Source organism: Cryobacterium sp. GrIS_2_6 (genome assembly GCF_035984545.1).
GTDB lineage: Bacteria > Actinomycetota > Actinomycetes > Actinomycetales > Microbacteriaceae > Cryobacterium.
This window is the reverse complement of sequence record NZ_JAXCHP010000001.1, coordinates 2,981,826-3,004,469: the sequence shown is the minus strand read 5'-3', so window position 1 is coordinate 3,004,469 and position 22,644 is coordinate 2,981,826. Positions and strand designations below refer to the sequence as shown.

The following is a 22,644-nucleotide window of genomic DNA, read 5'->3' as shown; positions in this document are numbered from 1 at the left end:
CGTGCGGTGGGCTGGCCTCGGAGTAGTGTCGCGTTGTCGACCCGGCCGGGCAGGATGCCGCTAGTGAGCCGAGATCGGAGCGAGGTGGAGGTCGGCGGCGGCGAGCACGTCGGCACCCGCGTCGCGGAGGGTGGCCATGAAGGCGGCCTGGACGGATGCCCCCGGAACCTCGGTGCCTTCGAACTCGAAGTCGGGTGCGGCGCAGGCGTCGTGCACGACCGTAACGACTAACCCGAGGTCGAGGGCGGCCCGGGCGGTCGCGTCGATGCACATGCTGCTCATCATGCCCATGATGACGAGGTGTTCGATGTCCTCGTCCCGGAGCAGCTGTTCGAGTCCGGTGCCGATGAAGGCGTTCGGGGAGCCTTTGGTCAAGTGGTGTTCGGTCGCCACCGGCGCCAGGAGTGGGTAGATCTCGGCCCCTGCGGTCCCGGGGACGAAGAACGTCGCATCCGGTTCGGTGGCGAGGTGCTGGAAGTGGATGATGGGGGTGCCGGTGGCACGGGCCGTGTCGAGGACGCCCCGGGCGATGACCGCGGCGGACTCACTCCCGGTGAGGGGATATGCACCCCCGGGGAAGTAGTCGTTCTGAATGTCAATGACCACAATTCCAGTGCTCACATTTGCTCCGCTTCGTTTTTTTGTGCCATCTTCCCACATGACTCTTATCGTCACGGGCAGGAACTGATCGACGAGAACCAGGTCGACGCGCCGGCGTCGGCCTGTCGTTTTGTACACCCGTCTGCACGAACACGCTCGATCCGGACCTGCGAAGGGATCTTGACTGGGGGAGGGTTCGCCACACCCCACGCGCCCGAGAGTCCCGCAGTGCTCGCTGCGCGCACAACCGACCATCAGGCCGGGATCGCTGTGCTCCGCGGCCCAGGTCACCCACTGGGAAGTCATCTGGGCAGATTAGGCCACCACAACCGGTTGCGTCCCGTGGAGGGGTGTAGTTCCCGGTTCTTGGGGCGTTGGATTAACAACGTCGGAAACCATCGCGCGATGGTCAGTGAGAACCGTTCAAAGTTCCTCACAGAAAGACACATCACACGACCCTTCTATGGTTGAAGTCAAGCAGTAAGGGTCGCCAGTGAGCGATAGATGCTGCGGGCGATGAATCGTTTGAGGCAGCGGTGGATCTCTCGCCGGGTCTTGCCTTCGGCGGTTCTTCTGTCAACGTAGCTTTTCGTCGTGGGGTCGGTGATCATGCGGCAGCGGGCAATGATGTGGAGCGCTCGGTTCAGTTGACGGTCGCCGTGGCGGTTGAGGCGATGCCGGGTCGTATTTCCCGATGATGCCGGAATTGGGCTAACGCCCGCCAACGCCGCGAAGGCGGCTTCCGAGCGCACTCTGCCTTGGTGGGAATAAGCGGTCAGGATGATAGCGGCCGTGAACGGTCCGACACCGGGGATGTCCTGGATGCCTGGAGCGAGTTCGTCGACGTGCTTTGACAGGGCCGCGTGATTCGTTTCCAACTCGCGAGTGCGCTGGTGGATCGCGGAGGCGAGCCTGCGGGCTTCAGATCGGGCGACGGCAGCGGCAGTGTCATCGCTGGAGCGATCGCGCCATGCGGCGATGATGTCGACTTGAGTGTTGGTCAGGGGTGCGCGGACGTCGAGGCCCAGGTTGATTATCCGCAGGAGCGCGTTGCGGTCGTTGCGGTCGCTGGTGCGTTGGGAATCGATACTGTGTCTCGCGACGAGCAGAACTCGAAGGGCGCTGCGAAGCCCGTCGGCGCGCGGCAGAATCAGCGCGGTCGCATCGGTGCCAAGCGCGGTGCGGGCGGCAGCCACGGCATCGATTTGGTCGGTTTTGCCGTGACCATCCCGGGCCTGCCGTTTGGGTGGTTTGACCTCGCAGACGCGGATCCCCGCGGTGGTGAGAGCGCGAGTCACGGTGGCTCCGTAGGAGCCGGTGCCCTCGACAGCGGCAAGCTGCTGCCCATCCGAGCGTCGCTCAATCCATGCGATCGCGCGGGCGGTGCCAGCGTCGGTGGTGGGAAATGAAGCGGTGTCAATGACTGCGCCAGTAGCGGCAGTAACGACTGCGTAGGTGTGACTATGGCAGCGTTACTGGGACCCACCAGGGCAATCTAAGCCGGACCCACTTCGGGCGAAGCGGGGTGTCGCGGGCAACCTAACCGGGACCCACCTCCACCGTTGTTGCAACGTGTTTTCTGGTTGCTCAGGGTGGAGGTTCGGATGGAGTCTCGGGTGGAAATTTTCGCGCAGATCCGGCGTGACGCACGGGTGGAGGGCGTCTCGATCCGGGAGTTGGCCCGACGTTATGGCGTCGGGCGGCCAACGGTGCGGCAAGCCCTGCTGCAGGCGGAGCCGCTGCCACGGAAACCGCGGGTCCGGTCCGCACCGCGGCTGGACGCGTTCAAGAGAGTGATCGACGAGATGCTCCGCCTGGACACGGAGGCACCGAGGAAGCAGAAGCACACGGCACGGCGTGTCTTCGCCCGCCTCGCGGACGAGCATGGTGCGACGGATCTGTCGTATTCGACGGTCCGGAACTATGTCCGCCGGCGCCGCCCTGAGATCGATGCGGCCGCGGGCCGGCTGCAGGAGGTGTTCGTCCCGCAGGAGCACGCGCCAGGGGCCGAGGCGGAGGTTGATTTCGGGGAGGTCTGGGTGATCTTGGCCGGAGTGAAGACGAAGTGCCACATGTTCACCTTCCGCCTATCCCACTCGGGGAAAGCGATTCACCGGGTCTATCCAACGCAGGCGCAGGAGGCGTTCCTCGAGGGGCACATTGATGCGTTCGAGGACATCGGCGGGATCCCGACCCGGCACATTCGTTACGACAACTTGACGGACGCGGTCGTGAAAGTCATTTACGGCACGGGCCGGCAGCGCACCGAGAACGACCGCTGGGTGCTGTTTCGGTCGCACTACGGTTTCGACGCGTTCTATTGCCACCCCGGAATCGAAGGCGCCCATGAGAAAGGAGGCGTCGAAGGTGAAGTCGGCCGGTTCCGGCGCACACACCTGTCCCCGATGCCGGTCGTGGATTGTCTTGAACAGTTGAATGAGCGGATCCGTGGCTGGGATCTCGACGACGAGAACCGGCGCATCAGCGACCGAATCCGCACTGTCGCTCAGGACTTCGCTCTCGAACGACCGCTGCTCGCTCCGGTGACCGCGGATCGGTTCGAGCCTGGTTTGTCGTTGACTCCGCGGGTGAACCGGTCGAGCCTGATCCGGGTGCGGATGGCGAGTTACTCGGTGCCGGCCCGGTTCATCGGACGGCCCGTCCGTGTCGCGCTGCGGGCATCGGAGGTGATCGTCTTCGACGGCCGCACGGAGATCGCACGGCACCCGCGGGTGGTGGCTCTGCATGGTCAGAGCGTGAACCTTGACCACTATCTCGAAGTTCTCCAGCGCAAGCCCGGCGCCCTTCCCGGGTCGACAGCGCTGGCTCACGCCCGGGCGTCGGGCGCATTCACCTCGGCGCATGAAGCATTCTGGGCTGCCGCCCGGAAAACAGACGGTGACGCGGGAGGCACCAAGGCCCTGATCGATGTTCTCCTGCTGCACCGGACAATGGCAACGAACGACGTCGTCGGCGGGATCATGGCCGCGCTCACGGTCGGGGCTGTCACTGCGGACGTTGTCGCGGTCGAGGCCCGTCGCCACGAAGCCTTGGCTGGAACAGGTCGTCCTCCGGTCGAGGAAGTTCGAGGCCCTGAGCGGCGGGTCGTCAGTCTGACCCAGCGCCGCCTCGCGGACCCGGCCGCGGTGATCGCTGGCCTTCCCGCTGACACCAGGCCGTTGCCGAGCGTTTTCGCCTACGACCAGTTGCTGCGCTTACCCGATCGCACGACCCCACCCACAGCCGTCCCGGCTGGACAGAAAGGAACAGGCTCATGACCTCGGCTACCACCAGCATCACTACCACCCTCCGACGCCGCCGAGGGTTGACTGAAGAAGCCGCGAACGCTGCCATCGACGGCGCCTGCCGAAAGCTTCGACTGCCGACGATTCGCGCCGTCGTCGACGAGGCCACGACCGCAGCCGAGAAAGAACAGCTCTCCTATCAAGGGTTCCTCGCGGAACTGCTGCTGGCCGAATGTGATGACCGCGACCGACGCTCCTCTGTCCGCCGCGTGAAGGCCGCCGGGTTCCCCAGAGACAAGTGGTTGGGCGACTTCGATTTCGACGCCAACCCGAACATCAACCCCGCGACGATCAACACCCTCGCCACCGGAGAATGGGTGCGGAAAGGCCAACCTCTTTGCCTAATCGGGGACTCCGGGACCGGAAAATCACACCTGCTGATCGGCCTCGGAACCGCGGCGGCAGAGAAAGGGTTCCGAGTGAAATACACCCTCGCGACCCGGCTCGTGAACGAACTGGTCGAGGCCGCAGACGAGAAGAACCTCGCCCGCACCATCGCCCGCTATGGCCGCGTCGACCTCCTCATGATCGACGAACTCGGCTACATGGAACTCGACCGGCGAGGCGCCGAGCTGCTCTTCCAAGTCCTCACCGAAAGGGAAGAGAACAACTCGATCGCGATCGCGTCGAACGAGTCATTCTCCGGCTGGACGAAGACCTTCACCGACCCCCGCCTTTGCGCGGCGATCGTGGACCGCCTCACCTTCGGCGGGACGATCATCGAAACTGGCACCGACTCCTACCGCCTCGCCCACATGCAAAGACAGCAAGAGCAGATGCCCGTCTGAAGGCGTTGGCCAACAGAAGCAGTCGTCGTGTTCGACGGCTGCTCACCGGAGAGGGCTGACCAGAACGAGCCCGACCGGGCGGTGTTCCACCTGAAGTCAGGACGAGGGCAACCCGGCCAGACGCAGAACAGCAGCCAGACCAGCCGGGGTCCCCGGCCAGTGCTTCGTGATGGAATCGCTGCCCGCGCGCCTGGTCGCGAAGCGAAGAGCGATCGCTACGACCAACGCGTCGTCGGCATATCCCAACACCGGGATGAAATCCGGGATGAGGTCGATAGGCGAGATCAGATACACCAACAGCACGCCCAACCAGATCCGGACCCCGATCGGCACGGACCTGTCTGAAGCGAGACGCTTCAGCAGGCGCACGACGTCCGGGGCGAGACGAAGAAGATCCAGCAGCGACGCACGACCCGAGTGTTTGCGTTGCTCGAACCACAGCACAAGGACAAGCACCAGCCAGAACAGGACCAGCCCGACGACGACGCCGACAACAACCTGCCACCACTCCGACACGACTACGAATCCTCAGGGACTGCGCCGGCGTTCGGATTGGTGGAAATCCTCATGACACTATTCTCCCAGAGGATGACCGCAACAGGTGGAGGTGGGTCCCGGTTAGGTTGCCCGTGACACCCCGCTTCGCCCGAAGTGGGTCCGGCTTAGATTGCCCTGGTGGGTTCGACTTGGGTTGACATAGCCATAGGTGTGCGTTTTGGCGTGGGTATCCACGCCGATGACGTATTTGTATGTGTCAGCTACGGTGCTCACGAAGTGTCTTCTTCCGGTAAATGGTTCGTTATCCGGGCCTGGGAGAATCGTCGCGAGGCAGATCTCTAATGAGTCACACCCCCGCCGGAGCGTGGGTGGACGACCTTCTATGAAGCCATCGAAACGGGTCAGGCCGGCACCGACCTAGCCCAGCGGACAGGTCGTGTGAAAGCCACCGCTTGCGCGGGACAGATGGCTCTTGAGTCACGTTGGGAAAGGCCGATACCAGCTTGCCAGCCAGCCCCAGGCCAGCTACTAACCATTAGAGATGGCTCTAGACCAGTCTGCCCTGCTCGACCTGTTGGGAGAACTCAAACTCACCGACGTCACCGACCGAATCCGCGTCGCGACCGAAACGCTTTACCAAGAACTCATCAATGCGGAGGCCACCGCCCTCATCGGTGCCGGCCGTTTCCGACGTTCCGAGGACCGCACCACCCAACGCAACGGTACCCGCCCGCGTCTGTTGACGACCACGGCCCGAGACCTGCACCTGAAGATCCCCAAGCGGCGCCAGGGTTCATTCTTCCCCGCGCTCCTCGAGCGCCGCCGCCGGATGGACAGGCCCTGTTCGTCGTCGTTATGGAGGCTTGCCTCCACGGCGTCTCGACCCGGAAAGTCGACGACCTGGTCAAGGCCCTCGGCGCGGCTCATCGGGAAACCGGCGGGCGTCGGCGAGGGTGTCCTCCCAGAACTCGTCGAAGTCGTCTGGTTCGGCAACGAGCGAGCGGTACTCGCGGAGTTCCGGCAGGCTGCGGTTGTAGCGGGCATGGGAAAGGACCTTTCAGGCGTGCAGTGCACGAGCCCAGCTTCGAGCTCGTGAACGGTAGGCGGATGCCGCCGGTACTACGGACCCGATGCGAGCGCAATCCCCGACGGACTTTGCACCTCGACGGCAGGACCGACACGCCTAAGAATCCCTGGTCAGCCCCGGCCCGTCGCGCGCTTCTTGTAGTAGTCCCGCCAGATCAGCCGGTGGACCGGGATCCACCGTGGGATGTCCCGCAGGCCGGGGATGAAGGGAACGAGCGTCAGTAGCACGCTCAGCAGGAGCATCAGGAGAACGACGAGCAGGTCGGCGTTCGGGGCGGAGGCGAATGGCTCGACCTGATACCAGAAGGAGAAGAGCCACAGCCAGGATTGTCCGGGTGTGTTCCCCGTTTCGTTCATCATGCCCCACTGGTCGCCCGTGAGGTGCTGGGCGGTCGCGAGGTCACCGAAGTATGCGCCGTCGCCGAGGAACAGGATGGTCCGGGTGTAGTCGGCGTTGTAGAACGATTGCTGCGCGTTCAGGACGCCGTCGAGCGCGCCCTGGCTCGCCATCGTGAGCAGGGCACCCGTGAGTTCGGGAACGGGGCCATAGTCGCCGGTGGCGACCTGGGCCGGGTCGCCGTCGGGGGTGTTCGTGAGGGCATCCGTGTATGCGGCGGTCCAGTCGGTCTTCTGGGTGTCGATCGCGGTGTTCCACGCGTCGAGGGCGGCGCTCGGGGGTACGTTGAGGGTCGTCAGCGGGGTGATCACGAGGTCCTGCGCCGTGTCGATCGGCAGTCGCACTCCGGAGAAGCTCTGCAGGTCGAAGGCCCCGATGGTTTGGGTCGCGTCGGGAGTGTTGTTGTAGGGGGGCCCGTAACCGGCGGAATCACTCGTTCCGCCGAGCTCGGCGGTCGCCGTCGCGACGAAGTCCGCCGGTTCGGCCTGCGCCCAGGACTTGAGGGTGACGCTCGGTTCGTCCGGCGAGCCGGCGATCGCCGAGAGACCCACGATCAGGAGTCCGACGACGACGAGGGCAACGGTGAGTTCCTTGAAGAGGTCGTATTCGCGCACCCTTCCGCGCCAGGGGCGTCGGGCGAGGGCGTCGCGATTGGAGCGGGACGTCGTTGCGGTGCTCATTGCGTCGCCTCCGCCTGTTCCGGGTTCGCGTCCGGTCGGGCCGCTGGACTGTGGCCGAGCGCTGTACCGTCGCCGAGCAGCACTTCGCCACTCAGCTGGGCGTCGCTCTCAGCCGCGTCGATCGGGGGGACGACCCCGTGCATCCGCACCAGGATCACGTGCAGCGCGACGACGGCTCCGACCGCGAGGGGCAGCAGCACGATGTGGAAGCCGAAGATCTGGCCGAGGTTGGCCACGTTGAACCAGGCTCCGATGCCGGAGGCGTTGAGTGCGTCCTTGCCTTCGAAGGCGATCCACTGCGAGTCGAAGTTGGTCTGGAGCAGGTACCCGGTGAATGCCGCGACGATCGAGACGAGGAAGGCGGCCATCCCGGTCAGCCAGGTGAGCGTTCGCCCGCCTCGCCAGGCGGCCATCCAGTACTTGCCCCAGAGGTGCACGACCATGGTGATGAAGAAGACCTCGACGCTCCAGAGGTGCACGCTGTTCACGAAGTGGCCGAAGTCGGAGACGTGGTACCAGGCCGGCCCGTTCAGGCTGAGCACGACGCCGGAAACGACGATGAACACGAGCGAGACGATGGCGCCCATGCCGAAAACGTAGATCCAGGATGCGACGTAGCTGGGCTGGTCCTGTGGCAGCAGTTTGTCGGCGGGCAGGTGCTTGAGCAACCAGCCTCGGGCTTTACCTGTCCAGGTGTAGTACTCCTCGGCGGGTTCACTCTTCTGCTCCTCGCGGATGCTCATGGGCGTTTCTTCCCACTCGGGAACGGGAGAACGAGGGCCAGCAGAAACAGCAGGATGATCACGATGATCACGATGAGATTGCCGAGTTGGATCTGGAATGCCCCCCAGCCGACATAGATGCCTGGACTGTCCTGAGTCGCAAAGTAACTGATGAGCGGATTCATTGCGGCTCCATTGCTCGGGATATCGGCCAGCCACGGGTGGATCCGAGCGACTGTGTCCCGATGAAACTCACGTTATTCCCGTTCGGGAAAATCTGCTCATCGTTCCGTGGGGAAAGAACCTGAGACTACGTTCAGGAAGGAGTGCTGCGGAAGGCGCGGTCAGGACTCCGGGTGGGCGCCGAGTTTGGCGCGAAGAGATCAGCCCTGGCCTTCGAGGATGATCTGCGCGCATCGCCCCGTCGCAGCGTTCACGACGATCGGCGCCATGAGGTTCACGGTCGTGCCGCCCTCGCGCGGGTTGGTCACGACGAGAACGAGTGCCTGGTCGGGACCGGCGAGATCGAGGGCGCGGTCGTCGGTGACGACGGGGGATTAGTCCGGCAGGTAGATCACGGCGTCGAGCACGAACGCCGGATGTGCCGGTCGTCCGCGGACGGCAGCGTGGACAGGCCGTCCGCGCCGGCGATCTCCGTGAGGTCGAACTCGGTCAGCGAGTCGAGCCCGGGCGGTGGGAGACGAATGTCAGAGTGGCGCTCACTGGACGCGGTGTGATGTCGGTGAGCCAGAGCCGGTTATCGGCATCGGCGGTGAACTCGTGCCGAGGTCGCAGCCCTCCGGGTCTTTTGCAACCACGGGCCGCTGCCTGGCACACGTGCGTGCCAAGACCGACCTGCGCGCCGATGGCCCGCGCGGTTTTCACAACATCGCCGGTAGCTATGCGCATGCGCACGCCGAGTCGGGTCAACTGGGCTATCAGCGCGGCCGCGTCAGGCCGGGGCGGATCAGCCAAACCCACAACTCCCAACAAACACAACCGGAGCTGCTAGCCATCGGTAGTGGGGCTGACTAGAGAGCTTAAGGACCCGACACGTCACCGTGATGGAAATCCCGTCAACGGCGAGCTCAGCCACGAGAGGGTAGAACCTTTTCCCGGCGGGTTCGCCTGCGACAAATACGCAGCCGCCCGCCGCAGGATTTCGACTTCCTTCAGCAACCGGATCCGCTTCTGCGCCTCCCCATGCCCGGCCGACTCGGTGCGTATCTGGCCAGATTTGGTTCCGTCATCTCACTGCGGGGCGCTGCAGCCACTTCTGCAACGTCATCGCGTGAGCGCCGAATTCTCTCGCGATCTGCTCGATCGTTGTCACACCAGGTTCACGGTTACGCGCCGTGCCCACAACGCAACACGGACACCCTAATACTGAACGGTCTTGAGGCTAAGCGGTATGGGGCCGCACTGGTGCGCTGAACCACTCGGGCCCGCATAAACTTTTGGCGGTTCTGGACATCGGACTTCTCCTTGCGTCCCGGGAGATTCTCGTCCGGCAACTGCGCACGTGCACACGTGCGCACGTGCACACGACCGAAAGGTGAACGCGGTGCTTCACACCAGCATTCCGAGCCCGACTATCAGTTATTTCGATCTCGGGCCCCTCCGCGTTCACTTCTACGCGCTGTGCATCTTGACCGGCATCATTATCGCCGTCTGGATGTCTTCGGCCCGGTTGACCGCCCGCGGCGGCAAACCGGGCATGGTGATAGACATCGCCATGTGGACCGTCCCGATCGGAATCGTCGGAGGCCGCCTGTACCACGTCGTCACGCATCCGACCGATTACTTCTTCCCCGGCGCAGACCTGTGGAAGGTGCTGTTCGTCTGGGAAGGCGGACTCGCCATCTTCGGCTCGATTCTGTTCGGCAGCATCGGGGCATACATCGGCTGCCGCCGGGCCGGGATCCGGTTCTTCTCCTTCGCCGACGCTCTCGCACCCGGGCTGCTCCTCGCGCAGGCATTCGGCCGCTTCGGGAACTACTTCAACCACGAGCTCTACGGCGGCCCGACGACCCTCCCCTGGGGCCTCGAGATCGAATCGACCAACGCAGCCTTCCCCGCCGGGTTGCCGGCCGGGACCCTCTTCCAGCCGTTGTTCCTCTACGAGATGATCTGGAACACGATCGGCGTCGTCCTGATCATCTTCGTGCTCGAGCGCCGCTTCAACCTCCGCTGGGGCAGGGCTCTCGGCTTCTACCTGCTCTGGTACGGCGCCGGACGGGCGTTCCTCGAGTCGCTCCGCCTGGACCCGACCGAGTATTTCCTCTTCGGCCTCAAGATCAACGTGGACGTCGCGCTCCTCGCCGCCATCGCCGGGATCGTGCTCATCATCGTCCAGACCCGACGACACCCCGGCCCGGAAACATCCATCTACCGGAACCCACAGTTACCCCCGATCGATGACCTGGCGGTGATGGAGGCCCCGTCCGGTTCACACACGGGTGGAGGCACAGCCGTGGATCTGCCGGGTGGCCAGGTGAGCGACAGCCGCCGGGACGCCTGACACAGTCGGGAGCAGATTAGTGGCGTCCAGTCAGACGAACCTCATGCTGTTCTGGGTAGACGAGTGAACGGTGTTGCGAGAAAACGAAAGGCTCGAGCCGTCGTTGCGAGGTAAGCGAAGTCCGATGGTCTGCGGCCCCGGGTCCAGCGGCTGGCGGCCATCCTGGAATTGGATCTCGATGCCTTCTCCGGGCGGGCGGAGCTCTGGGCGTTGCTCGCGGCGTACCACCGCCGCTGACCGACGCCGTTCACCATCGCCGAGCCGACCGGGCGGTGGTCTACCGGGGTGCGACGACCTCGCTATACAGCTCCGGCCTCCGGTCGCCGAACGCATCGCACAACGGCGTGATGGTCTTGTCCCGGGACAGGAGCAGATCCAGGTCGGCCATCGCGATCCCCGACGCGTCGGCGGTGGCGACGACCCAGCCGTGCTCGTTGATGATGGAGCTCGCCTCGTTCCAGTCCTGGCCGCGCTCGGTGCCGCTGCGGTCGCAGCAGACGACGCCGACATGGTTGGTATATGCGGCAGCCATGGCGACCGTGACCTCTGGGACTCGCTCGCCCTCTGGTACGGTTTCCCGCGGCCAATTGGTGGGCACGACGATCAGCTCGGCCCCGCGCAGAGCCAAGCTGCGGGTCATCTCGGGGAACTCCAGGTCGTAACAGATGAGGACGCCAAGCCGGCCGAGCGCGGTGTCCACGACAGGGGGGACGGCCGTGCCGGGCGTGAAGACGAGCTTCTCCCGATCCCACAGGTGAGTCTTGCGGTAGCTCCCCAGGACGCCGGAGCCGTCGACGACGGCGAGGCTGTTGTAGACGAGGCCGTCGGCACCGAGTTCGGCGAAGCCGCCGACGACGACGCCGTCGACGCCGGCCACCGCTAGTGCCCACTGCGCGAACACGGGATGGTCCGTCGTCACGGCGACGGACCGGGCCTCCTCCTGCGAGGAGAACATGTAGCCCGTGGTGACCAGTTCGGGCAGCACGACCAGTCGGGCGCCTGCCGCCACCGATTCGCGCACGGCGGCCACGGATCGTTCGACGTTGCCGGCCAGGTCGGGAATGACCGGTGCCAGCTGTCGACACGCAATGCGGATCATGTCTTACTCCTTGTCTCGTGGCCGACGTGCGTTGTGTTGCTCCGTATCGCGGCCGGAGGTGATCATTCGTGAAAGGGCCGGGCCGGTGACCAGGGAGGTCACAGGCCCGGCCGTTTCACCCCGTCAGGCCCTAGTCGATGAGAGCGCCCGCGAGGTCTTCCTGCTCCTGCGAGGCGAGCTCGAGAGCGTCGGCCTGCTCGTCGGCGAGTTGCCGTTCGGCCGCGACGTCCAGGTTCCTGGTGAACAGCCAGTAGAGCAGCGCACCGATCGGCAGGCCGACGAAGAGCGCGACGTCGACGCCGCCCATCGCCTGCGAAACGAACCCGACGTAGAAGCCCGAGATGTCAAAGAACGGGGTCATGCACGCAAACGCGACCAGGTAAGCGGTGATGCCCGCCCAGCCCCAACGGCCGTAGATGCCATTGGGTTTGAAGATCTCCGTGATCGCGTAGTGGCCCTTCCGCACGATGAAGTAGTCGGTGAGGTTGATCGCCGTCCACGGGATGAAGAAGTACAAGACGAGCAGGAGGAAGTCCGCGAAGAAGACCGCAAAGTTGCTCGAGGCATAGAGCGAAAGGACGCCGGAGATGCCGGCGGTGATCGCGACGGTGACGATTCGAACGGTTACGGTCGGTCTCACCTTGCGGATGCTGTCGATCGAGGAGATGAGGGTGAGGGATCCGCCGTACATGTTCAGCACGATGACCGCGACCAGGCCAAGAGCGATCACGAGCAGCGCGATCGTGCCGAAGCCGGGAAAGAGGCTATCGGCCACGCCCTGGATGGCGGTGATCGGATCGCCGGCGTCGAAGTCCGTGACGGCCGCGGCGAGGTACGCGCCGAGGAAGATCAGCCAGGCGCCGCCGATGGCGCTGCCCCAGAACGTCCAGCGGAAGGTACTGCGACTGGGCGTTTCGGCGGGCAGGTAGCGCGAGTAGTCGGAGACGTAGATTGCCCAGGAGATCTGGTACCCGGCGACGACGCCCAGCTGGGAGAAGAATGCGACTGGATTGAAATCGCCGAGATCGAAGGCCCCGGTGGGCAGGTGCAGATTGACGAGCGCCGAGAAGGTCAGGAGTGCCAGGACGACGACCGTCACGTACGTGAGGTAGCGCTCCATCTTGTGGATGAGGTCGTAGCCGAAGAGGGCGACGACGGCGCCGACGATGGTGACCGCCCAGAACCAGAATGGAGAGACGACCGGGTCGGAATGGAGCGCTCCGCTGATCGCGTTGCCTGCGAGGACCGTGTTGAACACGTTGAAACCTGCGTACTGGAGGAAGGCGAAGAGCCACACGAGGAGGGCGCCAACGTAGCCGAACTGCGGTCGCGACTGGATCATTTGCGGCAGACCGAGCTTCGGGCCCTGCGATGAGTGTGCCGCCATGAAGACGGTGCCGATGACCAGCCCGATGGTGATCGCGATGAGCGACCAGACCAGGTTTCCGCCAGCGGCGAAACTTACGACTCCGATCGCGAGGGTCGCGATCTGTGCGTTGCACATGAACCAGAGCGGCCCGATGTGCCAGACCTTGCCGTGCCGCTCGTTTTTGGGCACGTAGTCGATGGAACGGACTTCCAGACCACGGTTCTTGGTTGGGCTTTCTTCGGTCACAAATCTCTCCTTTGAAATTTCGGGACGCTCAGCGCTGATAGGTGAAAAAAGTACACGCTGCCTTACCCAAACGATGTTGCCATAACGGCAGATTGGAGATTCCTTGTGCCAGTTTGGCAGCCGATTGACCGCCTCGCGGGAGTATCCGTCGTATTTCACCGGGTTTCATCCAAAGTCGTAGAATTGGGGTTCGTGAAGATCGACCAAGACTGTCCGGGTGAGCCTCGGTGAACCGGAGGATTTCGCCGTGACAGTATCAGCGGCATTGCCCCTTGATGACTCGGACCGATTCAATGGTGTGATCACAGGGGTGCGCGATCCTCGCCGGCTCAAGGCTGTCGCCGACGCAGACCTGCACGGGTCTTTGGCTGACCCTGATCTGGACGCGGTGGTTGCCACCTTGCGCCTGGCTTGCGCGGCGCCGATGGTCGTCGTGAACATCGTCAGTGCCGACCGGCAAACTTACGCGGCGGAAGTTGGTGTCGGGGCAGAATGCACCTCAGTACCGGACGCACTGTCCTTTTGTGCGGAGGTAGTTGACACGGGTCGGGCCACGATGGTCTCCGATGCCGCTGCGCATCCCATCTACTGGCAGAACCCGATGGTACTTAGCGGCGTCATCGGTTCATACGCGGGCGTCCCGCTTATCGATAACGGCGTGGTTCTTGGCAGCGTGGCCATCTTCGACCACCATGCGCGAGTGTTCTCCGCTGACGTCCTGGACATTCTTCGTCACCAAGGGAAACTGGCTGGGTCTGTCCTCGCACTGCGCCGTTCGGCCCGCACGGACGCGCTGACCGGGTTGCCCAACCGTGCCCTTTACGGGGACCGCCTCGCAGGTGCGCTGGCCAGACTTGAGCGCAACGGCGGAATGGTCTGCGTGATGTACCTCGACATCGACGACTTCAAGATCATCAACGACACTCTCGGGCACGGTGGGGGCGACGATATCCTTATCGAGCTGGGGAGGAGACTGGCCAGCGTATTGCGCCCCACCGATACGGTCGCGCGCTTCGGTGGGGATGAGTTCGTGAGCCTTTGCGAGAACTTCGGTGGCGTCGGCGATGCCGAACAGTTGGCGGCTCGGGTCGTGGCCGCTACCGCCGAGCCATGGGACGTCCAGGGCTGGTTTATGCCTGTGCACGTGAGCATTGGATTCGCCGTGACGGATTCTGCCACAACAGAGCCAGCGGTATTGCTTGGTGACGCCGACACCGCTATGTACTTGGCGAAGAAGGTTCCTGGCTCCATGTCGGTACTGGCGCCCCGTCGGCGGACAGAACCGCAACCGCCTCATCGTTGAGCCGTCCCACCAGGGGGCTATGGCTTATCCGTTGGTGGGTGGCGCGGGCGTCGAGGACTGATCAGATGATGGGCCGCCCGGCGGAGTGCCGGTCAGCCAAGCGACTACCAAGAATGCGCCGATCAACCCAACGACGATGAGCACCCCTGCCACAGAGCCTCTGAATGCAATCCCGGAGACTACAATCAGGGCCACGAAGGCTGCAGACGCGACGGCTCCTTTCCAGCTGAGTATCCGCCATCCCCAACCCACGTATTTCTTGGGCCCGAACCAGGCTTTCTTCGTGAACCGTCCCGCTCTTGCGTCCATGACGAGAATCGTAGCCCGGTATCCCTTGCTCGTTCCGAAACAGTGGAAAGCATCTCCGATTTTGAGCCACGCAATTTTGTTGTCCGGGATGTGCAACGGAAATGTCGTGAGTCCCGTCCTCACCGCGGTCACGGATGAGGTTGTGCGGCGAGAGTTCCGCGTCGTCCGTGGGAGGGTGTTTGGTGGGTCCGGTCCTTGCCATGTCTGAGCGCGGCGACGTATGAGGGGTGGGCGGCTATGTGGTACCCGAGGAGCCCAAGAGCAAGCCGATTGCGAACGTGGACAACAGTGCCAGCGCGCCGCCTAGGACCATCCTGAACGTGGCCCGTCCTCGTGAGCTGCCTCCCAGATGACCTGCAAGTGCCCCTGAAATGGCGAGAACGAGGAGCACGGCCAGGAATGTGACCGGCACCCTCCATGCGTCAGGTGGGAGCAAGATCGCTGCTAGGGGAATGATCCCACCACAAATGAACGCGACAGCCGACGCCAATGCAGCGTTCCACGGGCTTGCAACATCGTTTTCGTCGATGTTTAGCTCAATCGCGAGATGCGCCGCCAAGGCATCATGTTCGGTCAACTCTCCCGCCACTTGTCGCGCAGTTTCAGGGGACAAGCCCCGCGCTTGGTGCATGCCTGCGAGTTCTTCCAGTTCTTGCTCCGGCGTTTCAGCGAGTTCGCGTTTCTCCGTCGCAATCAACGCCTGTTCACTGTCACGCTGGCTGCTCACAGACACATATTCGCCTAAAGCCATTGAAACAGCGCCGCCCATGAGCGCCGCAACGCCAGCAGTCAGAATAGGTCCGACCACGTGGGTTGCACCAGCTACCCCGACCACAATCGCCGCCACTGACACGATGCCGTCATTGGCCCCCAGCACTCCCGCGCGCAACCAGTTCAGCCGGGTCGACAGGCCCCCACCCTGATGGGGCTCATCAGGGTGCGAGTCTAGAGGCTCCCGTTTGCCCCGATCCGACATAAGCCGAGTAAACCACATCTCACTCCGCCGAACGCACCGTGGCGCTCCACGCTTTGGCCATCGCTTTGGCCACGGTTGTCTTGGCCGCAATCATCGGGGCCGTCAGCCGATTGCATCTCCTCCGCGGTCCCACGCTGACCGGACAGCGACACTTTCCGTAGCGCGCCTGCATTCCGAAATGCACACCGACGAAGGTGGCCGGACTCACCGACAAGGTACTGTAACCATGGTATGCCTTGGCCACCTCGGCGCTGCCCGGATTTAATCGCTGACGTGAGGAACGCTATGACGGTCGAGGAATTGCCTGAAAGTGTCCTGCCGGGCGCGGACATTGCCTCGGAACGGACCGGTCAGGGAAACGGAAAGAGAAACCCGGTTTCGCGTTTTTTCGGTCTCCTTGGTCCGGGTTTAGTTACCGGTGCCGCCGATGACGACCCATCAGGGATCGCGACGTATTCCCAGGCCGGCGCGACGTACGGCAACAGCATGTTGTGGACGGTCCCTTTAACGCTTCCGTTAATGATGGCTGTGCAAGAGATCTGTGACCGGATGGCCCTAGCCACCGGGCAGAGCCTCGGCGCGCTGATCCGTCGACGCTTCAGCCGCGGATTCCGGGTTGCGATCGGGATTCTTTTGGCCTTGCTGATCATTGCGAATTGTCTGAACCTGGCCGCGGACCTGAATGCGATCGGTCAGGGCATGAACCTGCTGCACGCGGGACCCGCGTTTCTGTGGGCCGCGATCGCCGGTATTGCCATTGTTGTGGCCGTGACGGCGGGGTCCTTCGCGATGATCGGCCGGATCTTCAAATGGTTGTGCATGGTTCTTCTGGTCTACGTCGGAGTCCTCTTCGTTTCCAACGTAGATTGGGCCGACGTTGCCCGCGGCCTCACCGGCGGGCAGATCCAGTTCTCCCCGGCGTACTTCGGTTTGATCGTCGGGGTCTTAGGTACCACCATCTCGCCGTACATGTTCTTCTGGCAGTCCGCGCAACGCATCGAGGAACTCCGCGCCGAAAAACGTGGCGGCGATCACGCGCCGGCCCTGGACGAGAGGCCAAGGCCGGAAGCGGCCCGACGGCTACGCAATGGACGAGTGGACGTGTTCACCGGGATGGCCTTTAGCGTGCTGATCATGTTCGCCATCATTGCCTCCTCCGCAGCCACCCTCGGCGCACACAACACCCCCGTCACCAGCGCAGCCGAGGCAGCCCAAGCACTCGAACCAATTGCCGGCAACTACGCCGGTATCCTCTTCGCTCTGGGTTTCATCGGCTCTGGGGTACTCGCAGTGCCCGTGCTCGCCGCATCCGGCGCTGCGGGGATGGCAGGGCTTTTGAACAAGAACTGGGGTCTTGACCGGTCCCCCCGGAGAGCACCCCTGTTCTACGCCCTCCTCGGCGTTGGTATCATCGCCGGCACCATCCTCGCTATCGTCTCCACCGACCCGATCGGACTTCTCGTGCTCTCCGCGATCGTGAACGGCATCGCCGCCGGCCCGTTCCTGATCGTGATGATGCTCATCTCCCGCGACAGAACCATCATGGGTAAATACCGAAACGGTAAGCTCGCCGCAACCATGGGCTGGACCGCCACCGCAATCATGTGCGTCGCCGGCGCATACGGCATCTGGTACACCCTCATCGGAAACTAACCAGTCGAAGCGACAGCTGAAGTTTGGACCCAATGGCTTTGGTAGCAGAAACCGGCCTGCACATCCTCGTCGACGAGCGGGCGGATACGTTGATGCGCACGCGGGCATAAAACAGTGGCACCTCACGCCGGAATGGTCACAGGCGCAGATCCCATCCGAAACGAAACCCTCGTCTGGCCGCCGTTTCTTCGCGCCCGATCGAAAACTCCGATCGGGTTCCCGACACGAGGGACTGTGCCTGCTGGATTCTTAGGCCGGCATAGAGCAGCGTGATGTAAGCGAGTTGGAAGGGAAAGACCATCGAAATCAGCACCGCGTCTTTGGCCGCAGCGACCGGCTCGTCGTGATCGAGCTCTAGGTGCTTGCCGCGCAGCACTACCTTGCCCACCTTTCTCAATCGCCCGAGGTCCCGGCTGACGCTTTCGCGAAGACGGCGATTCAGTGGCAGAGCCACGAGTATGCAGGCAAGGGCCTCGGCGAAGAACGCAGATTCTGCCGCGAAGGACAGCTGCACGCCGATTTCCGAGATGGCGGAAGTGCTCCACCGGGCGAGAACGGTGAACAGTACGCGCTGAGTGTCCTCTGGCGTGACGAGCGGCTTGCGAATCACGCCGGCGCCCGTACTTCGGCTGAATTGACCGGCACCACCCCCGAAGTCAGTTCAGGGGACGTGAGATCGGACGACGCTGATGTCATTGTCTCGCGGCGGAGGAATATGCAGAGGCCCGCGCGCTCGGATTGGTTGGGGAGCCATGACGATAGCTCGCGTTTCGCGGCGGCTGGGCGGGTACTTAGAGCGTATTAGTGGACTCAGCGTGGAGGACGCATTATGCAACACAGTGTGGAATCCGGCGGATTCGAGGATCTGAAAGTTGTACGGGTCTCGGCCACCGAATGGCGGGTCAGTGGGCGTTCGTTCGAAGAGCAGAGCCCCGCAGCATTCTGGGGCCTCGTTTGCCAGTGTGGTGAAGCATTCAGTGTGATGCGTCCCGGACGTTTTCCGGAATGGCGTACTTATTGCAGCTTCGATAGGGCGTTGGCGAGCTTTGCAGATCACTCTGACTGAACCGTGCCTGGATGTGGCCCGTCCTACGGTTTCGCTTTACACCAGGGTCACGTCCCGCTGGGTGTAATTCATTGTCGTCCTGCGATCAGCTCAATTTGGCGCCGTCGCTTGTCAGAATCTGGCCATCAGATTGATCTGGCAGTAGTCCCAAGGCGCGCACTCGGCGGTAGATGGTAGCTCGGGACATTCCGAGGTCGAGCGCGACCTGAGCTGCTGTCTCTCCACCCTCTATAATTCGGCGGGCGTTGCGGACCTGGCTGTCAGTGCTGATCCGCGAGCGACCGCCCAGATCCTTGCCCGCCGCACGGCGTTTAACGATCGAGCCAACCACACGCTCTCGCTTGATTTCGCGTTCCATCTGTCCGAGCGCCGCCATGATCGTGAACAACATGGACCCCATCGGAACTTCCTGATTCTCGCCCTACGTCAAACGGCGGACTTGCTCTGAGCTACTGGCCTCACTCACCCTGACGTAGGGAGGCTAGCGACAAAGACCCAGTAGGGGACATCGACAACACACCGGCGGTTGGTTCTAAATCGTGCGCTTTGTGCGAGGATCTGGGGATGGAGCAGGTGCAGGACTTTCGATCAACAATTTTTCATGCTGGCACGAGGGCGAGCGTGGCTTTCATCGTTGGCGTGCTCGTTGGCGTCGCCTCTGGTCTGATTGTGAAATGGGCATTCGCGCCGGCTATCGGTTGGGTTGGGGCGGCGGTCGTCTTCCTGTCGTGGACGTGGATAGCGGTAGGTCGACTGGATCATTCTGAGACCGCACGATATGCCACTCGAGAAGATCCATCCCGGTTCGCCGCCGAGGTACTCATTCTGTGCGCAAGTATCGCCAGTTTCTGGGCCATTGCGCTTATCCTCATTGAGGCTGGCACCGTGGAAGGACTGGCCAAAGCCGGACTCGTCGCCTTGGCGTTGTCAACGATCGCGGCTTCTTGGCTGATGGTCACCACCGTGTTCACCTTGCGATACGCGCACCTGTACTACAGCAACGAAACCGGGGGCATTGACTTCAATCAACGCGAGCCGCCCCGGTACTCCGACTTCGCTTACCTGGCCGTGACGATCGGGGCCACGTTCCAAGTTTCGGACACCAATCTGCAAAATCACGATATCCGCATCACCGCGCTGCGCCATTCGTTGCTTTCTTACGTCTTGGGAGTCGTTGTCCTAGCGACAACGATCAACCTCGTTTCCGGACTCGCCCATTAACCAAGTGCTTCAGCGCACCACGTACTCGCTCGAGACAAAACGTCTGGAGAAGGAACGAAGCATCCCCAGTGTTGCCAGAAAGGCGCTCGGGTCCCGGTTTCGTGTTCTGCTCCATACCGGTCAGGGCCCCCGTCCCGGGGCTTGATTCGCGCGCGAGCTCCGTCTCGAAAACTCAGAACTAGACAGCCGTTGCCTGGCGGCCTTCCGAGCCCAGATGCGTGCGAGCCTCCCTCAACTCTTTTCGTTCTTCTTCGGCCAAAGGGTCACCGTTGACGGTCTTCCTTGGCGATCGCTCTTTGCCTGTCCTCTGGCCCAATGATGTGGCCGTGAACTTCAGCAAGTGTTAGCGGCCTGGGGTTGTGGGATCGTCAACCGTTTCTTTGAGTTGGTCCGAGGTTTAGAGGAGTGCTTCGCGGGCGAGGACGATGGTTCTGTCTCGGGGAAGCTCGATGACGTCGACGGGGTCGGGTGCGAGCCTGTCGAGGGCTAGGAAGAGGACTTGGGCCCAGCGAAACATTTTGCTCCGCCGGTTGTAGCGGGGTACTGGGGTGGAGATGAAGAATGTTGCGCGTGAGGAAGCGAAATTTACTAGCGCTGTCTTGTCGACGGTGTGAGCTTCGGTCAGGAGTTCTGTCATCCGGGGTTGCTCAAGGAATCCGACTTTCGCGACGACGCGAACGATTCCGGAGGGGAACGTTTCGACGTTGATTCGTTGTTTCATCCCGACGGTGGAGGGGACGTCGATCGTTGACCAGCTCAAGAGGATGGAGCGTTTCTGGAGGGCATGATTTTGAGTGACCATTGTGCGCAGGGCAACGGGCACAATATTTGGATTCCGGGTAATGAACACTGCGTCTCCGGGAACCCGGAACAGGTCCCCTTTGGCGCGTGTGAGGAATGACTCCAGGTCGCTGAGGGGGAGCTCGCCGATGCGTCGTGCGGCGCGGATGCGTTGCTGTCCTATCCACCATGAGCCCATCACTGTGAATATGATTGCGCCGATTGCGAGTGGGAGCCACCCTCCCGAGGTCGCTTTGGGTAGGTTCGCAACGAGGAACGCGACAGTCACCAGGAGGATTGCGCCTGCGGCGAGAATTCTTGGCGTGAGGCGTCTGGAGTGTGCCCAACTCCAGGCCAGGTAGACGATAGTGGTGATGGAGATGGTAGTGGTGACAGCGATGCCGTATGCGGAGGCTAACGCGGCGGATCCTCGGAAGCCAATTGTCACGGCGAGCACAGCAAGTGCAAGTAGGACGTTGATGGCTGGAACGTAGATCTGGCCCTCGTTCTTTTCCGATGTGTGAACTACTCGAAGTGGAGGGAAGAGCCCCAGACGCCACGCTTGATGGATGACGGAGTATGTCCCTGAGATCACAGACTGGGAAGCGATGATCGTGGCGGCCGTGGCGAGGATGACCATGGGGAGTTGACCCCACGCGGGAACGAGGCCGAAGAAAGATGAGGTCGCCTCCTGCGGGTGGCGCAGAGCCAAGGACGCCTGCCCAAGATAGTTGAGGACTAGGGCGGGAAAGACGACCCACATCCATGCGCGCGTGATCGCTTGTCGGCCGAAATGGCCTAGGTCGGCGTAGAGGGCTTCGGCTCCCGTAACGGCCAGAACGATCGCGCCGAGGGCGAAGAATGCTGTCCCGGGCTGGTCGATGAAGAAAAGTACAACCCAGTGCGGTGAGAGCGCTTGAAGGACCGCGGGGTCCTCCAGGATCGATGCGCCACCCGTCACTGCGAGGACAAGAAACCAGAGCAACATTATCGGGCCGAAGAGCCGTCCGATTGTTCGGGTGCCAAATCTTTGTATCGCAAAAACACCCAGCAAGATCACGACTGCGATCGGCACCACAAGGGCGGACAGGGTCGGCTGGATCACTTCTAGACCTTCTACTGCGGACAGGACCGAGATCGCGGGGGTGATCACGCTATCGCCTAGAAACATTGCGGCACCCAGCATGGCAACAATAGTGAAGGTCGTGAGGGTTCGAGCTTTCAGACCGCTCCGGCGGAGAAGCCCGAATAGTGCGAGAAGCCCACCTTCGCCTCGGTTGTCAGCCCGGATCAGGAAACGCACGTAGAGGATCGTGACAACCAAAGTGAGCGCATAGAGGATGGTCGCCGTCGACCCATACACATATTCGGCCGACGGTCCGCTGACATCGAAACTGCCGGCGTCAAACGTCGTCGTCGCCGCGTAAAGCGGGCTGGTGCCAATATCGCCGAAGACGACACCCATCGCCGCAATCATGGGACCCACAACCAAAGCCGGACCGCGTGCGCTCAATTTTTCCAACTTCACGAATCTTTCTACATCCAAGACAGGCTCACGGCAGCTGGGACCGCTGTCGATCCGGTTAACGGTTAGCGTGCGAAGCGGTCTTGAAGGCGCCGCGTCAACTAACTCCTGAATCCTAGGGTGCGTGGAGAGCGTTATGTGCCGCAACGGGTATCGTGCGACGTGTCGGCAACCATCGGTGAGCACCAAGTCGACCTGGCCGGCGCCCACTCCAGAGTTCCCACGGACCGCCCCTCTCTGTGAACCTCCGGAAATAGATGGAAGGCCCGGCGGCTGGGGTGCGTGAAGCCCTGGTCGTCATCGAAGGCGGTAACACCACGAGCAGGGCGGCGATGCGGGTCGAGACGCGGTGTCGGGTTAGAGCACGGTAGGTGGTCATCGCGCATTCGTCTGCGGTGTTTCGTCCCGCGAGCTCGACGAAAGATCTTTGAGCAACACGTACATTTTTCGACATGATCTCCAACACCATCCCGTCGTTGCGGCAGAGCAGATCGACTGCA

General features: G+C 62.7%; 19 protein-coding genes and 4 pseudogenes. 7 read left to right on the top strand and 16 right to left on the bottom strand.

What is annotated here, in order from left to right; translation table 11 throughout:
- Positions 1-60: 60 nt before the first annotated feature.
- On the bottom strand, positions 61-621 hold the full coding sequence (locus RCH22_RS14695) for a cysteine hydrolase family protein (RefSeq protein WP_322136714.1): 561 nt from the start codon (positions 619-621) through the stop codon (positions 61-63).
- Between the two features lie 452 nt (positions 622-1,073).
- A pseudogene (locus RCH22_RS14690) lies at positions 1,074-2,063 on the bottom strand (IS110 family transposase); the annotation flags it as partial.
- Between the two features lie 141 nt (positions 2,064-2,204).
- On the opposite strand from RCH22_RS14690, the gene istA reads away from it, so the two are divergent.
- On the top strand, positions 2,205-3,878 hold the full coding sequence (istA, locus tag RCH22_RS14685) for an IS21 family transposase (RefSeq protein WP_322136713.1): 1,674 nt from the start codon (positions 2,205-2,207) through the stop codon (positions 3,876-3,878).
- Positions 3,875-4,693: an IS21-like element helper ATPase IstB gene (gene istB / locus RCH22_RS14680; protein WP_322136712.1), complete on the top strand. Its 819-nt coding sequence runs from the start codon at positions 3,875-3,877 to the stop codon at positions 4,691-4,693. Before istA ends, istB begins: the two co-directional genes overlap by 4 nt.
- Before the next feature lie 96 nt (positions 4,694-4,789).
- Here istB and RCH22_RS14675 read toward each other — a convergent pair whose 3' ends face one another.
- Positions 4,790-5,209, bottom strand: coding sequence for a DUF1232 domain-containing protein (locus RCH22_RS14675; RefSeq protein ID WP_322136711.1), 420 nt, complete (start codon positions 5,207-5,209; stop codon positions 4,790-4,792).
- 523 nt (positions 5,210-5,732) lie between these two features.
- On the opposite strand from RCH22_RS14675, the pseudogene RCH22_RS14670 reads away from it, so the two are divergent.
- A pseudogene (locus RCH22_RS14670) lies at positions 5,733-6,109 on the top strand (transposase); the annotation flags it as partial.
- Here the strand turns inward: RCH22_RS14670 and RCH22_RS14665 are convergent.
- The 7 genes and pseudogenes from RCH22_RS14665 to RCH22_RS14640 all read right to left on the bottom strand — a co-directional run.
- Positions 6,096-6,215 carry an acetylxylan esterase gene (locus RCH22_RS14665; protein ID WP_323504678.1) on the bottom strand — a complete coding sequence of 40 codons (120 nt, stop codon included), beginning with the start codon at positions 6,213-6,215 and terminating at the stop codon, positions 6,096-6,098. The pseudogene RCH22_RS14670 and the gene RCH22_RS14665 overlap by 14 nt on opposite strands.
- 173 nt (positions 6,216-6,388) lie before the next feature.
- Complete coding sequence (locus tag RCH22_RS14660; protein WP_327014475.1) at positions 6,389-7,354, bottom strand: hypothetical protein; 966 nt, start codon at positions 7,352-7,354, stop codon at positions 6,389-6,391.
- On the bottom strand, positions 7,351-8,097 hold the full coding sequence (locus RCH22_RS14655; RefSeq protein ID WP_327014474.1) for a cytochrome b N-terminal domain-containing protein: 747 nt from the start codon (positions 8,095-8,097) through the stop codon (positions 7,351-7,353). The genes RCH22_RS14660 and RCH22_RS14655 overlap by 4 nt, the downstream gene beginning before the upstream one ends.
- Complete coding sequence (locus RCH22_RS14650; protein ID WP_322136708.1) at positions 8,094-8,261, bottom strand: hypothetical protein; 168 nt, start codon at positions 8,259-8,261, stop codon at positions 8,094-8,096. The genes RCH22_RS14655 and RCH22_RS14650 overlap by 4 nt, the downstream gene beginning before the upstream one ends.
- 198 nt (positions 8,262-8,459) lie before the next feature.
- Positions 8,460-8,567: a flagellar assembly protein FliW gene (gene fliW, locus RCH22_RS14645; RefSeq protein WP_322136707.1), complete on the bottom strand. Its 108-nt coding sequence runs from the start codon at positions 8,565-8,567 to the stop codon at positions 8,460-8,462.
- Positions 8,568-8,748: 181 nt separating this feature from the next.
- Positions 8,749-9,057 carry an HAD family hydrolase gene (locus tag RCH22_RS21220; RefSeq protein ID WP_369125154.1) on the bottom strand — a complete coding sequence of 103 codons (309 nt, stop codon included), beginning with the start codon at positions 9,055-9,057 and terminating at the stop codon, positions 8,749-8,751.
- Between the two features lie 16 nt (positions 9,058-9,073).
- A pseudogene (locus RCH22_RS14640) lies at positions 9,074-9,276 on the bottom strand (IS3 family transposase); the annotation flags it as partial.
- A 364-nt stretch (positions 9,277-9,640) separates the two neighbouring features.
- On the opposite strand from RCH22_RS14640, the gene lgt reads away from it, so the two are divergent.
- Positions 9,641-10,597, top strand: coding sequence for a prolipoprotein diacylglyceryl transferase (gene lgt, locus RCH22_RS14635; RefSeq protein ID WP_322136706.1), 957 nt, complete (start codon positions 9,641-9,643; stop codon positions 10,595-10,597).
- Positions 10,598-10,874: 277 nt separating this feature from the next.
- On the opposite strand, the gene RCH22_RS14630 is transcribed toward lgt, so the two are convergent.
- A complete protein-coding gene (locus tag RCH22_RS14630; protein ID WP_322189222.1) occupies positions 10,875-11,696 on the bottom strand; it encodes a nitrilase-related carbon-nitrogen hydrolase in 822 nt (273 codons plus the stop codon).
- 130 nt (positions 11,697-11,826) lie between these two features.
- Entirely contained in the window at positions 11,827-13,311 is a 1,485-nt protein-coding gene (locus RCH22_RS14625) for a cytosine permease (protein WP_322136705.1), read from the bottom strand.
- Between the two features lie 217 nt (positions 13,312-13,528).
- On the opposite strand from RCH22_RS14625, the gene RCH22_RS14620 reads away from it, so the two are divergent.
- A complete protein-coding gene (locus tag RCH22_RS14620) occupies positions 13,529-14,614 on the top strand; it encodes a sensor domain-containing diguanylate cyclase (protein ID WP_327014473.1) in 1,086 nt (361 codons plus the stop codon).
- A gap of 544 nt (positions 14,615-15,158) precedes the next feature.
- On the opposite strand, the gene RCH22_RS14615 is transcribed toward RCH22_RS14620, so the two are convergent.
- Positions 15,159-15,899, bottom strand: a complete 741-nt coding sequence (locus RCH22_RS14615; protein WP_322136703.1) for a VIT family protein — start codon at positions 15,897-15,899, stop codon at positions 15,159-15,161.
- A 231-nt stretch (positions 15,900-16,130) separates the two neighbouring features.
- On the opposite strand from RCH22_RS14615, the gene RCH22_RS14610 reads away from it, so the two are divergent.
- Positions 16,131-17,552 (top strand): Nramp family divalent metal transporter, encoded by a 1,422-nt coding sequence (locus RCH22_RS14610; protein ID WP_327014472.1) that lies wholly within the window; start codon positions 16,131-16,133, stop codon positions 17,550-17,552.
- 136 nt (positions 17,553-17,688) lie between these two features.
- On the opposite strand, the gene RCH22_RS14605 is transcribed toward RCH22_RS14610, so the two are convergent.
- A complete protein-coding gene (locus RCH22_RS14605) occupies positions 17,689-18,162 on the bottom strand; it encodes a hypothetical protein (RefSeq protein ID WP_322136701.1) in 474 nt (157 codons plus the stop codon).
- A gap of 541 nt (positions 18,163-18,703) precedes the next feature.
- Positions 18,704-19,021 (bottom strand): annotated as a pseudogene (locus RCH22_RS14600) (helix-turn-helix domain-containing protein); the annotation flags it as partial.
- A gap of 161 nt (positions 19,022-19,182) precedes the next feature.
- Between RCH22_RS14600 and RCH22_RS14595 the strand changes: the two are divergent.
- Entirely contained in the window at positions 19,183-19,839 is a 657-nt protein-coding gene (locus RCH22_RS14595) for a DUF1345 domain-containing protein (RefSeq protein ID WP_322187940.1), read from the top strand.
- Between the two features lie 397 nt (positions 19,840-20,236).
- On the opposite strand, the gene RCH22_RS14590 is transcribed toward RCH22_RS14595, so the two are convergent.
- Positions 20,237-22,354 carry a KUP/HAK/KT family potassium transporter gene (locus RCH22_RS14590; protein ID WP_327014471.1) on the bottom strand — a complete coding sequence of 706 codons (2,118 nt, stop codon included), beginning with the start codon at positions 22,352-22,354 and terminating at the stop codon, positions 20,237-20,239.
- Positions 22,355-22,644: the final 290 nt, after the last annotated feature.

What these genes read in the sequence shown, in the direction of transcription:
- istA (WP_322136713.1), top strand. Translation starts at nt 2,205, where the DNA reads ATGGAGTCTCGGGTGGAAATTTTCGCGCAGATCCGGCGTGACGCACGG.
- istB (WP_322136712.1), top strand. Translation starts at nt 3,875, where the DNA reads ATGACCTCGGCTACCACCAGCATCACTACCACCCTCCGACGCCGCCGA.
- RCH22_RS14660 (WP_327014475.1), bottom strand. Translation starts at nt 7,354, where the DNA reads ATGAGCACCGCAACGACGTCCCGCTCCAATCGCGACGCCCTCGCCCGA.
- RCH22_RS14655 (WP_327014474.1), bottom strand. Translation starts at nt 8,097, where the DNA reads ATGAGCATCCGCGAGGAGCAGAAGAGTGAACCCGCCGAGGAGTACTAC.
- RCH22_RS14650 (WP_322136708.1), bottom strand. Translation starts at nt 8,261, where the DNA reads ATGAATCCGCTCATCAGTTACTTTGCGACTCAGGACAGTCCAGGCATC.
- RCH22_RS14630 (WP_322189222.1), bottom strand. Translation starts at nt 11,696, where the DNA reads ATGATCCGCATTGCGTGTCGACAGCTGGCACCGGTCATTCCCGACCTG.
- RCH22_RS14615 (WP_322136703.1), bottom strand. Translation starts at nt 15,899, where the DNA reads ATGTCGGATCGGGGCAAACGGGAGCCTCTAGACTCGCACCCTGATGAG.
- RCH22_RS14610 (WP_327014472.1), top strand. Translation starts at nt 16,131, where the DNA reads ATGCCTTGGCCACCTCGGCGCTGCCCGGATTTAATCGCTGACGTGAGG.
- RCH22_RS14595 (WP_322187940.1), top strand. Translation starts at nt 19,183, where the DNA reads ATGGAGCAGGTGCAGGACTTTCGATCAACAATTTTTCATGCTGGCACG.